The organism is Rhizobium sp. L51/94, from assembly GCF_019355555.1.
GTDB classification, from domain to species: domain Bacteria; phylum Pseudomonadota; class Alphaproteobacteria; order Rhizobiales; family Rhizobiaceae; genus Rhizobium; species Rhizobium rhododendri.
The window spans coordinates 536,323-547,435 of record NZ_CP072142.1 but is presented as its reverse complement, the minus strand read 5'-3'; the positions used below and the strand labels follow the sequence as shown (position 1 = coordinate 547,435).

Below are 11,113 nucleotides of genomic sequence, written 5' to 3'. Positions count from 1 at the left end.
GCCGTGCTATCTTACCTCCGTCTTACAAGGAGCTTGTGATGGCCGTGCCGGAAAAACTGACAACCGTCGTGTCCACCAAAGGGCAGGTCATCCTGCCCAAGGCGGTGCGTCTGCACCAGCAGTGGGAGCCGGGCACGCGCCTGGTGGTCGAGGAAACCGCCGACGGTGTGCTTTTACGCGCGGCACCGCATTTCGCAGCCACCGAGCCAGACGAGGTTTTCGGATCGCTTGCCTATGCCGGCACCTCGAAATCGATAGAGGATATGGACGCGGGCATCATCGCCGAGGCAAGGCGTCGCCATGCTGGCGATTGATACCAATATCATCATTCGCTACCTCACCGGCGATCATCCAGAGCAATCGACGAAAGCACGCAGCCTTGTCGAGAATAAGGATGTGTTCGTGGCAACAACTGTCATGCTCGAATGCGAATGGGTCCTGCGGAGCGTCTACAGTTATCAGCCGCAGCAGGTTTGTGCGGCGCTCCGGGCCTTCGCCGGCCTGCGTCGGGTGACGCTAGAAAGTCCAGCGCTGGTGGCGCGGGCGCTCGATCGCACCGAGCAAGGCATGGATTTCGCCGATGCCCTCCATCTGGGCAGAATCGGCAGCTGTGAAGCCATGATGACGTTCGACCGCAGGTTTATCAAGGCGGCCCAAGCTGCCGGCTCCCACGACGTCCGCGAACCCTGATCAGCCGTGCAGGCCGGGGGCCTCGTGGCCGGTGCGCGCCACATATTCCGTGTAGCCACCGCCATATTGCTGCACGCCATCGGGCGTGACTTCCAGCACGCGGTTCGACAGGGCGCCGAGGAAATGGCGGTCGTGCGAGACGAACAGCATCGTGCCCTCGTACTCGGACAATGCCTTGATCAGCATTTCCTTCGTGTCGAGGTCCAGATGGTTGGTGGGCTCGTCCAGCACCAGCAGGTTTGGCGGGTCGAACAGCATCGCTGCCATGACAAGGCGGGCCTTCTCGCCGCCTGACAGCACCCGGCATTTCTTTTCGACATCGTCGCCGGAAAAGCCGAAGCAGCCGGCCAGCGCCCGCAAAGGCCCCTGCCCCGCCTGCGGGAAGGAATCCTCGAGCCACTGGAACACGGTACGCTCGCCATCGAGCAGGTCCATGGCGTGCTGGGCGAAATAGCCCATCTTGACGCTGGCGCCGAGTGCAACCGCACCCTCGTCCGGATCGGTAGAGCCGGTAACCAGCTTCAGCAATGTCGATTTACCGGCACCGTTGATGCCCATGACACACCAGCGCTCGCGCCTGCGGACCATGAAATCGAGGCCGGCATAGATGCTGCGGCTACCGTAGCTCTTGTAGACGTTTTTCAGGTTCACCACGTCTTCACCGGAGCGGGGCGCCGGCGCGAAATCGAAGGAGACGACCTGCCGGCGCTTCGGCGGCTCGACACGGTCGATCTTTTCCAACTTTTTCACCCGGCTCTGCACCTGCGAAGCATGGGAAGCGCGCGCCTTGAAGCGTTCGATGAACTTGATTTCCTTGGCAAGCATCGCCTGCTGGCGTTCGAACTGCGCCATCTGGTGCTTTTCATTGAGCGCCCGCTGCTGCTCGTAGAAGGCATAGTCGCCGGAGAACGTCGTCAGCGTGCCGCCGTCGATCTCGATCAGCTTGGTGACGATGCGGTTCATGAACTCGCGGTCGTGCGAGGTCATCAACAATGCGCCCTCGTAGTTCTTGAGGAATTCCTCCAGCCAGATCAGACTTTCCAAATCCAGATGGTTGCTCGGCTCGTCGAGCAGCATCACGTCGGGGCGCATCAGCAGGATGCGACCGAGCGCCACGCGCATCTTCCAGCCGCCCGACAGCCCGCCGACATCGCCGTCCATCATTTCCTGGCTGAAGCTGAGGCCAGCCAGCACTTCCCGGGCGCGGCCTTCCAGCGCATAGCCGTCCAGCTCTTCGTAGCGCGCCTGGACTTCTCCGTAGCGTTCGATGATTTCATCCATCTCGTCGAGACGATCGGGATCGACCATGGCAGCTTCGAGTTCGCGCAGTTCGCCGGCGACGATGCTGACCGGGCCGGCACCTTCCATAACTTCGGCAACGGCACTGCGACCGTGCATCTCGCCGACATCCTGGTTGAAATAGCCGATGGTCACGCCCTTATCGACGGCGACCTGACCTTCGTCGGGATGTTCCTCGCCGGTGATCATACGGAAGACCGTGGTCTTGCCGGCGCCGTTCGGCCCAACCAGCCCAACCTTCTCACCCTTGTTGAGGGCGGCAGATGCCTCGATGAACAGGATGCGATGGCTGAGCTGCTTGCTGATATTCTCGATACGTATCATCGTCGGGCAAAGTCCAGAGAGTGCTGCGCCGGATGGCACGGTTGTGAAGAGGCTGTTGCAGGTTTTCAGTTTCCGCGTCAACCGGGAAGGTTGAGGCACACCATCCAGAAAACGCCGAGGCCACCGGCGCTGCATAGGAACTATGCTTTGCCGGTGGCCTCTTCGATGGTCATATATGAGATGCTCAGGCGATCGGATCCTTGTCCGACGGCTTGACGGTTTTGGCTTCGATACCGCCATTGCCAAACAGCGGCGTCACGTTTGAGCGCCCGGTCGAGGCATTCTTCTGCGACTTGCGACGGCGATCCGTGAAGTCCACGGCCAGTGCGACACCTTCCTCGAAGGTCGCGCGCGGATCGTAGTAGAGAGGACGCTCAGGCGCCTCGATGCCATATTCGGCACAGAGGGTGTCGATGATATCCATCGCACGCAGGCCGAGCTTCGAAAAATCCGCTTGCCGATGCAGGAAAAAGTCGTCGAATTCGGGCGCGTTGACGTCGAGCGATTCCAGCGCGTCGAGTATGTTGCGCAGGCGGTTCGGCATCCAGAGGACCTCCTCGGCCAGCTCTGGAGAAAGGAGGCTCCAGTCAACATCCTTCGGCAAGATCAGGCGTGGATCCTCCGTGTGCAGGACGAAATCGCCGGCATCGGACGGGTTGAATTCAGGTGCGTCTATTGCTGCACTGTGGCAGCCGCCGACCAGATCGTCCAATGCGAGCACGACCCGCATGGCCAGCATACGTTCCTCCCGCCTGCGGTTGACCCGCTGCGGGCGTCGGATACCCGCCCATAAGAGAGATCTGGAAAGCATGACGCCTTTTGCAATACTACCGGCGCCCAACAGGACACCGAGGATGATGCTGCCCTGCGTAGTCTGAAAGAACTGCCACAAATCAAACCTCATTCATTTCTTCCACCATATTACAACGAAGAACGACCGTTGGGTGACAATTTTTGTTTCAGCGCAGCCGTCAACAGGAAAGATTGAAAATCGTCTTCCGGAAGGCTCTGCTATTTATATAGTGCAATGCACCGCTGTCACAATATTCCCACTGAAGTCATCATATTCACTGCGAGCCTGTGCCGAGCTGTTCCTCTGCCTCCAGTGCGGCGCGCAAGGTTCGAACCTGCCGGTTCAGAGCGTGCACCTGCTCAAGCGTCATGCCCGACTTCCGCAGGAGCGTCTCCGCCAGACAGCTGCATCTTTTCAGCAGCGCCTGCCCCGCATGGGTGAACCAGACATGGACCTGACGCTCGTCAACCTTGCTGCGCCGGCGCTCCACAAGGCCTGCCGCCTCGAGGCGCTTGACGGGCGGGGTGATTGTGCTGGAATCCAGCCCCAGCCGCTCGGCGATCGCGCCCACCGTCAGGCCATCCTCCTGGCCGAGCGCGCTCAGCACCAGATATTGCGGGTATGTAATGCCCATGGAATCGAGCATCGGCTTGTAAGTGCGGTTGACAGCAATACTTGCCGCATACAGCGAGAAACACAGCTGGTCATCCAATGGCAGGAGCGCTTGGCTCAAAGTCGTCATCTCCCGTTTATAAGCAAATATCGATATCATTAAAAATAATGTCGCGATATCGATTTTGACTGGACTAGCCAAAATTTTTTATCTACGAATTCGTTATCGCGATAAATATTTTTGCGATCTCACTTATCAGGAGAGCAGAACGATGGCTTCGAATAATCACACGACACGCCGTGGCGTGATGACCGCCGTGTTGGGCCTTGCCGCTGCAGCAGCGACCATGCCATTGGTTGCAACTGCAGACGCAGCAACACCCAAAGCTTCACAACCGAAGGGAACGACCATGAGCAGCAGCATCTTCACGACCAAGGACGGCACGCAGATCTACTACAAGGACTGGGGCACGGGTCAGCCGATCGTGTTCCACCATGGTTGGCCCCTCAGCGCAGACGACTGGGATGCCCAGATGCTCTACTTCCTCGGCCAGGGCTACCGGGTCGTCGCCCATGATCGCCGCGGCCACGGCCGTTCCAGCCAGACGGATCACGGCAACGAAATGGACACCTACGCTGCCGACGTCGCAGCGCTGGTTGCACATCTCGACCTGAAGAACGCCATTCACATCGGTCACTCCACCGGCGGTGGCGAAGTCGCCCGCTATGTAGCAAAGCATGGCGGAAACGGCAGGGTCGCTAAGGCAGTGCTCGTCGGTGCCGTACCGCCGATCATGCTCAAGACCGAGAACAATCCCGGCGGCCTGCCGATGGAGGTCTTCGACGGCTTCCGCTCGGCACTCGTTGCCAACCGGGCCCAGTTTTACCGGGATGTTCCGACCGGCCCGTTCTACGGCTTCAATCGCGATGGCGCCAAGACCTATCCCGGCGTGATCGACAACTGGTGGCGTCAGGGCATGATGGGCGGGGCAAAGGCCCATTATGATTGCATCAAGGCCTTCTCCGAGACGGACTTCACCGATGACCTGAAGAATATCGACGTTCCCGTCCTCGTCATGCATGGTGACGACGACCAGATCGTGCCGATCGCCGATTCCGCCATGCTGTCGGTCAAGCTCCTGAAGAACGGTACGCTGAAGGTCTACAAGGGCTTTCCGCACGGCATGCTGACGACGCACGCCGACGTTCTCAACCCCGACCTGCTGGCCTTCTTCAAGGCCTGAGCCACCCCCCAAAAGGCCAGAAACGCCCACTGTCCGTGGGCGTTTCTCTCTGTGCTTTGCCTGCCACTGAGCTCTCATCCAGCGCTGGCGAGCGCGCCGGCGGGCCGGCGGCATTGGGAAAAAACATCCATCTTCGCATTGTAGACCTTGGTGGAGACATCCATAAGGCCGAGGATCGAATGGAAGAAATTGTCGTGCGAATACTGCCCGTCGGCGTGCTGCCCGAGGCATTTCATATCGAAGCCGGCAGATTTCGACAGGTCGTCCGATACCCAGGCCAGGAACGGCACGTGCGTCTGCTGCGTCGGCGCGATGAAGTAGGGCGTGCCGTGCAGGTAGATACCATTCTCGCCGAGTGACTCTCCGTGATCGGAGACATAGACGACGGCACCATCCAGCTTGGCAGCGCGCTGCTTAATCTTGTCGATGACGACCGAGACGACGTGGTCCGTATAGAGGATCGTATTGTCGTAGGCGTTGGTGATCTCCTCCGGCGTACAGGCACCGAAATCGTTGGCGCGGCAATCCGGTGTGAAGCGTCGGAACTCCTCGGGATAGCGCTGGAAATAGGCAGGTCCGTGGCTGCCGAGCTGGTGGAGAACCAGCACGCTGTCACCTTTGACGTGATCGAGCCAGGCATCGACCTTGTCCAGAAGGATCGCATCCAGGCATTCGCCATCCTTGCAGAAGCGCGGATCCTTGGAATTCGGCAGGTATTCGTAGGCCACCCTGTCGGTGACGTTGTAGCTGCCGGTGTCGTTGTCCAGCCAGGAGACGTCCACCTTGGCATGACTGAGGACATCCAGAAGATTCTGGGTCTGCAGCCCCTTGCGATGGGTGTAGTCGGCGCGCGGGTAGATCGAGTACATGCAGGGAATTGACGTCGCCGTCGCCGTGCCGCAGCTGGTCGTGTTGGGGAAATAGACGACGTCCTGCTTCTTCATCTCGGGATTGGTATCGCGGTTATATCCACCGAGCGAGAAATCCGAGGCGCGCGCGGTTTCGCCGGCAACGATGATCGTCACCCGAGGCTTGCCGGAGGGATCGATGTTGACCCGGTGGGCGTCCGTCCCCAGGGGCTCGGCGACGACATGCGCATCCTTCTGTGCCGACACGACGTAGCTGACGGCATTATTGATCGGCATGAACGGGTTGAGGGTAGCCAGGATATCGCGGTGGGCGCGCCCGACGCCGGCAAAGACCTTGTAATAGCTGATGCCGGCGCCGGCAAAGATAGCAAGGCAGCCGAGGATGATCGCCGTGTTCTGCGCCAGCTTCGGCAGGATTGTCCGGTGGCGGATACGCACCCAGATTATCAGCAGCGACGGCAGCAAGGCTGTCAGCAGTAGATGAAGGGCAAATCGGAAGGTAATGAGGTGCCCGGCCTCGGCGCCGGTCGAAACGGCCGCGTTGCGGATCATGTCCTTGTCGATGACGACCCCGAACTGGTCGTTGAACCAGGAACAGGCGGACGATACCAGGACAAAGAAGATCAGGATCGGCTTCGTGACATATTTCGCCGAGAACAATGTGACGACGGCCATGAAAAGCGCGGAGATGCCGATGACAAATGCGGTGAAGGCAAGCGCATTTCCGGTCAGGTAGCCATGGGCCTTTTGCCAGAACGTCCAGTTTGTGACGACCAGCAGATAGAGCGTCGTCAGGAAGCAAAGCGTCACGCTTCCCAGCACGGGCCGACCGAAGGGCCGCGCGTTTTCGGTGTTACGATCGTTCAAAGAAGGTCTCCAAAATGGCATGCCCGGGCGTGCGGTACGAGGCCGGCTGCACCCTGGCAATGCAGCAGAAAACAGTGTGCGATTTTCCTGACATCTACCTGAACGAAGGCATTCTTGGGACGAGCGCCAGGGTCCTATATACCTCGGAGCAGACGATGAAAACCGATGGGCACTGGTACGCCTGCCGAACGGTCAAGATGGCCGGAACGCTTGCCCCCGTGTTGCGGATCGCTCCAGGCTTCCTACATAGGGACTACCCTGATCCGGGCCCCTCTGGTGCAAGCTTTTGGCTGCTTGTGCGATGTCGGATCGCACGTCACGGCCAACTGGAAACCAAAATGCTCAGCGCCCTCGTTTTTTATTTCGTGCAGCTCCTTATCCTCGACCCGTTTCAAACCGAGATTACCAGCCGCCTTGCAAAGGCCAACGTGCCTTACGAGGTCGTTGCCAATGTCAGGGCCTGCACGACCAGCGCCGGTCAGGTGATCACCGACCACGCCACCACAAATCCTTTGCCGCTCGTATCCATGGCATTCGACATCTGGGTCCTCGGCACCGCACCCGATCGCATCCTGTCGGACGCAGTGCCAAGCTGCCGCCCGGCAATCGAAACTGCAAAATCCTTCCTGGCGCAGCAGTCGGCATAAGGCCTTCCAGCCTTAAGACCGGCTTGCGAAACGCCTGCTTCGGCATGCATTGACATACCTCGCGAAAAATGAGAACATAAAGAGAACAAATGGAGACGTGCAGATGGACAGTGCCAACCTCGTCATTCAGAAGACTCTCGAAATCGTCGCAAAATCAAGAGCTGCGCGCGAGCATGCCGAACGACAGCGCAAGGAAACCTACTCCCGCCTGCAATTCGGTCGTTCGCTCGAGCACTATCTTGAAAAGCCGGGACAGCAACTGAAGCTCCGGCTCGACTCCTGACGCTGGAATGTCAGCCAGCGGCCAGCAGCTCCGGTTTGGCGCTACCCGGCATACTGTCGGCCAGTATGGCAGCGGAGACCACGCCACCGATATCGTTTGCGCTGGTAATGCCCTGGACGAAGGGTAGCTTGTGCAGCAGGAACGAGATTGCGGCGCAATAGAGCTTGTTCGATACCGGGCTTTCGAATTTCGGCCGGAAAGCATCATCCAGGTCGATGCCGCCGGTCCGCACCACGGCCTGGTGACCGTCCGGCATGATGATCGATGACGCGGCACTGGTGGCTGCCTTGCGAATGACGCCCTGCTTCAGGAGGGTTGGAAACGGAATGTCCCGTACCGACAGCGGATGCTGCCCCGTCGCGTCGATGAAGGCGCCGAAGGTTAGTGTCTTGCCGTCGTAGGTGACCTCTGCTCCGCGCTCGACCCGCTCGTTGTCGATTTCGTAGTCGTCGCCAAGGGCAACGATATCCAGCTTTCCCGCGCGCCGCAGCGCCAATATCCTCTTGATGGATTCATGCGGCACGGTGGCATAGTCATCGATAAAAATGCTTTTGAAGTGCTTGTGAAACCGCTTCAGGTCCTCGCTGTCCAGCTGCGGTACCGCGCGGGCAATCGCCTCGTGCATGCGCAGGATCGCATAGCGCCATGGCACGGTATGGCGCTGCTGCTTGTTGCGCGCCGCTTCGGCAAGGTTCAGTGCCGCCCAGGCGAAAGGATCGCGGGATTCGCGCTCTGCGAAATAAGCGGGTCCGATGGTCTCGATCGTCCGCAGCGACAGGCCGATACTCGCCGAATACTCCGGATCGTTGGCGAGCAGTTCGGCCTTGAACAGGTCGAAGATATCGTCGAGCAAGTTGCCACGGCCCGTCGCCAGCAAGGCGTCGATCGCTTCATTCGTGCAGAACTGCAAGGGAAGGTAGGGGATCTCGTGATAGAAGTCGGCTTCCGGCAGAAGCCCCTTGCGGGACATCATGGTGATGCTGAAGCCCTCTGAATCGGAGGCCTGCTGGTATTCGAGCAAACCGCTGGCATCGACATAGAATGCGCCATGCGCCGTCGCCACGGTCACCATTGCGTCGATTGCACTCAGCGATGTCCCGAGGATGCCAACGGCGCAATTGCCGATCGACTTCAGATTGACTGCCGGCCAGGGCGACATGAAATATCCCGGCTTGATCTCGATGTTGTCAGGCCAGTCGTGGCCGGTCGCCATGACGACGTGGTCGAACCCGTAATCGGCCTGCGTCCCATCCGGCCGCTGAGCCACGAGGGCGATGTCGTCAACCTGCAACGCGATGTCGATGACGCGGTGGCGCGGCTTGATGTCGATCCTATGCCCCCGCTCCTTCCCCGCCTGCACGAGCTGCGAAAACTGGGCCTGCAGATACTCACCGAGGACCACGCGCGGATAGAATTCGCGCTCGTCGATTGCGTCTCGCGACACGTGCAGTCTCTCCAACCCAGCGTCGCTCTGACGCCGAAGCCAGGCAACCAGCGTCTCGCAGATCGGCGGCAGCTCGATGCTCGCGATATTCGACAGCATCGCTTGGTCGTTCAATGCCGGATGATAGGGCGTTCCCTTGCCCGGATCCGGCTCGATCTCGAAGATGGTGATGGACAGCGGCTCGGGCGAGCCTACCAGACCCTTCAGCGTATAGATGCCGGTCGGGCCGGAGCCGATAATAGCGATGCGCGTCATGGAAGCTTTCAACGGCGAACGCTGATAAAATGGTTCGCGAACTTGACGATATGGAACGACGACCGCCGTTAGCAAGATTGAAAATCAAATCCGTCCGCCACCGGACGTAGCCGTAAGATAGCCCGGACCCCGTTGACGCGTCAGATCGCCATCGCCGCCCCTCCATTGCCAACGGCCATGATCCGACCATATCAATCATCGCGCACGAACGGCGTGCGGAGGATCGAAAGTGAGCCAATCTCAAGTGACTGCAACCGGCACGGCCACCTGGCTGGGCTTTATCGTCATGTGTGTCGGCATGTTCATGGCGATCCTCGATGTCCAGGTGGTGGCGACATCCCTGCCGACCATCCAGAGCGCACTCGATATTCCTCAGGATCAGATGAGCTGGGTGCAGACCGCCTATCTCATCGCGGAGGTGATTGCGATCCCGCTGACCGGCGTGTTGACGCGTACCCTGACGATGCGCTGGCTGTTCGTGCTTGCCGTCACGGTGTTCACGCTCTCCTCGGCCGGTTGTGCCGCCAGCGACAGCTTTTCGGAGTTGATAGCCTGGCGGGTGCTGCAGGGTTTTTCCGGAGGCACGCTGATTCCGGCTGTTTTTTCTGCCGTCTTCATCCTGTTCCCGGTAGCGCGGCAGGGTATAGCCACCACCATCGCCGGCGTTCTTGCCGTTCTCGCCCCGACGGTCGGCCCGGTCGTCGGCGGCTGGATCACCGAAACATATTCCTGGCACTGGCTGTTTCTGATCAACATCATTCCAGGCATCCTGTCGGCCGGTATCGCCGGCTTCCTGCTGCCGAAGTCGACGATGCGCTTGGGCACGTTGAAAACTCTGGACCTCGTGTCGCTGCTCGCGATGGCCGTGGCACTCGCGGCCCTCGAAATTGCCCTCAAAGAAGCCCCGCAGCGCGGATGGCTGTCCGGCCTCGTGCTGGGCCTGCTGGTGCTCAGCCTCGCCAGCCTTTCGATGTTCGTGCGCCGGACATTGAAAGCCGGGGTGCCCATCGTCTACCTCGGAAACTTCGCCGACCGGTCGTTCCTGGTCGGCTGCATCCTGAGCTTCGTTCTCGGCATCGGACTGTTCGGATCGGTTTATCTGATGCCGGTGTTCCTGGCGTTCGTGCGCGGTCACAATGCGCTCGAAATCGGCACCATCATGCTGGTCACCGGTGTGGCCCAACTGCTGACAGCGCCGATCGCCGTCTTTCTCGAGCAGCGCGTCGGGGCGCGACTTCTCTCCGCAGCAGGGTTCACACTGTTTGCCGTCGGCCTCGGGATGAGCGCGTTCCAGACACCCGACAGCGATTCCGCCGCGATGTTCTGGCCCCAGGTCATCCGTGGCGTGGCGATCATGTTCTGCCTGCTGCCACCGACGCGCCTTGCCCTCGGCAACCTGCCCGAAAGCCGCGTTCCCGACGCCAGCGGTCTTTTCAATTTGATGCGCAACCTCGGCGGCGCTATCGGCCTCGCTTTGATCGACACGGTGATCTACGGCCGCTCGCCGGGCCACGGTACGGCATTGATGGAAAAGCTTGCCGCCGGAGACGTAGCCACGGCGACCTATGTCGGCATACCGCTCGACATGTTCACCTCTCGCCCGTCAGGACCTATCGACGACGCCACCCGATCCATGCTGCAGCCATTGGTCGAGAAGGCAGCCCTCACCCAGTCCATCAATGAGGCATGGACAATGGTGGCGATCCTGACCCTCGCCGCCCTGGCCTGCGTACCCTTTGCCATCAGGGTGCGCTCGGAGACAAAACGGAGCTAGAAGCATAACCCC

General features: G+C 60.0%; 11 protein-coding genes. 6 read left to right on the top strand and 5 right to left on the bottom strand.

All coding sequences use genetic code 11. The features are described 5' to 3' along the window. Positions 1 to 38 precede the first annotated feature (38 nt). The gene (locus J5274_RS20535; protein ID WP_111218560.1) at positions 39 to 314 is read left to right on the top strand and encodes an AbrB/MazE/SpoVT family DNA-binding domain-containing protein; all 276 of its coding nucleotides are present in this window, start codon (positions 39 to 41) and stop codon (positions 312 to 314) included. Further along, positions 301 to 690 (top strand): type II toxin-antitoxin system VapC family toxin, encoded by a 390-nt coding sequence (locus J5274_RS20530; RefSeq protein ID WP_209186397.1) that lies wholly within the window; start codon positions 301 to 303, stop codon positions 688 to 690. The genes J5274_RS20535 and J5274_RS20530 overlap by 14 nt, the downstream gene beginning before the upstream one ends. Here J5274_RS20530 and J5274_RS20525 read toward each other — a convergent pair whose 3' ends face one another. From J5274_RS20525 to J5274_RS20515, 3 genes are all read right to left on the bottom strand, one after another. Then, the gene (locus J5274_RS20525) at positions 691 to 2,313 is read right to left on the bottom strand and encodes an ABC-F family ATP-binding cassette domain-containing protein (RefSeq protein WP_111218564.1); all 1,623 of its coding nucleotides are present in this window, start codon (positions 2,311 to 2,313) and stop codon (positions 691 to 693) included. A 184-nt stretch (positions 2,314 to 2,497) separates the two neighbouring features. Beyond that, positions 2,498 to 3,217 (bottom strand): hypothetical protein, encoded by a 720-nt coding sequence (locus J5274_RS20520; RefSeq protein WP_219275609.1) that lies wholly within the window; start codon positions 3,215 to 3,217, stop codon positions 2,498 to 2,500. A gap of 163 nt (positions 3,218 to 3,380) precedes the next feature. Next, on the bottom strand, positions 3,381 to 3,848 hold the full coding sequence (locus J5274_RS20515; protein ID WP_209186497.1) for a MarR family winged helix-turn-helix transcriptional regulator: 468 nt from the start codon (positions 3,846 to 3,848) through the stop codon (positions 3,381 to 3,383). Between the two features lie 280 nt (positions 3,849 to 4,128). Between J5274_RS20515 and J5274_RS20510 the strand changes: the two genes are divergently transcribed. Beyond that, entirely contained in the window at positions 4,129 to 4,962 is an 834-nt protein-coding gene (locus J5274_RS20510) for an alpha/beta fold hydrolase (RefSeq protein WP_224128462.1), read from the top strand. Between the two features lie 74 nt (positions 4,963 to 5,036). On the opposite strand, the gene J5274_RS20505 is transcribed toward J5274_RS20510, so the two are convergent. Then, positions 5,037 to 6,719: a phosphoethanolamine transferase gene (locus J5274_RS20505; protein ID WP_142830873.1), complete on the bottom strand. Its 1,683-nt coding sequence runs from the start codon at positions 6,717 to 6,719 to the stop codon at positions 5,037 to 5,039. Positions 6,720 to 7,036: 317 nt separating this feature from the next. On the opposite strand from J5274_RS20505, the gene J5274_RS20500 reads away from it, so the two are divergent. Both J5274_RS20500 and J5274_RS20495 read left to right on the top strand, forming a co-directional pair. Beyond that, positions 7,037 to 7,345: a hypothetical protein gene (locus J5274_RS20500; protein ID WP_209187737.1), complete on the top strand. Its 309-nt coding sequence runs from the start codon at positions 7,037 to 7,039 to the stop codon at positions 7,343 to 7,345. Positions 7,346 to 7,448: 103 nt separating this feature from the next. After that, positions 7,449 to 7,628, top strand: coding sequence for a hypothetical protein (locus tag J5274_RS20495; RefSeq protein WP_111218572.1), 180 nt, complete (start codon positions 7,449 to 7,451; stop codon positions 7,626 to 7,628). Positions 7,629 to 7,638: 10 nt separating this feature from the next. Here J5274_RS20495 and J5274_RS20490 read toward each other — a convergent pair whose 3' ends face one another. Continuing rightward, entirely contained in the window at positions 7,639 to 9,327 is a 1,689-nt protein-coding gene (locus J5274_RS20490) for an FAD/NAD(P)-binding protein (RefSeq protein WP_209207133.1), read from the bottom strand. Positions 9,328 to 9,556: 229 nt separating this feature from the next. Here J5274_RS20490 and J5274_RS20485 point away from each other — a divergent pair, with 229 nt between their 5' ends. Then, positions 9,557 to 11,101, top strand: coding sequence for a DHA2 family efflux MFS transporter permease subunit (locus J5274_RS20485; protein ID WP_374113760.1), 1,545 nt, complete (start codon positions 9,557 to 9,559; stop codon positions 11,099 to 11,101). Positions 11,102 to 11,113: the final 12 nt, after the last annotated feature.

What these genes read in the sequence shown, in the direction of transcription:
- J5274_RS20525 (WP_111218564.1), bottom strand. Translation starts at nt 2,313, where the DNA reads ATGATACGTATCGAGAATATCAGCAAGCAGCTCAGCCATCGCATCCTG.
- J5274_RS20510 (WP_224128462.1), top strand. Translation starts at nt 4,129, where the DNA reads ATGAGCAGCAGCATCTTCACGACCAAGGACGGCACGCAGATCTACTAC.
- J5274_RS20495 (WP_111218572.1), top strand. Translation starts at nt 7,449, where the DNA reads ATGGACAGTGCCAACCTCGTCATTCAGAAGACTCTCGAAATCGTCGCA.
- J5274_RS20530 (WP_209186397.1), top strand. Translation starts at nt 301, where the DNA reads ATGCTGGCGATTGATACCAATATCATCATTCGCTACCTCACCGGCGAT.
- J5274_RS20515 (WP_209186497.1), bottom strand. Translation starts at nt 3,848, where the DNA reads ATGACGACTTTGAGCCAAGCGCTCCTGCCATTGGATGACCAGCTGTGT.
- J5274_RS20500 (WP_209187737.1), top strand. Translation starts at nt 7,037, where the DNA reads ATGCTCAGCGCCCTCGTTTTTTATTTCGTGCAGCTCCTTATCCTCGAC.
- J5274_RS20535 (WP_111218560.1), top strand. Translation starts at nt 39, where the DNA reads ATGGCCGTGCCGGAAAAACTGACAACCGTCGTGTCCACCAAAGGGCAG.
- J5274_RS20505 (WP_142830873.1), bottom strand. Translation starts at nt 6,719, where the DNA reads ATGCCATTTTGGAGACCTTCTTTGAACGATCGTAACACCGAAAACGCG.
- J5274_RS20490 (WP_209207133.1), bottom strand. Translation starts at nt 9,327, where the DNA reads ATGACGCGCATCGCTATTATCGGCTCCGGCCCGACCGGCATCTATACG.
- J5274_RS20520 (WP_219275609.1), bottom strand. Translation starts at nt 3,217, where the DNA reads ATGAGGTTTGATTTGTGGCAGTTCTTTCAGACTACGCAGGGCAGCATC.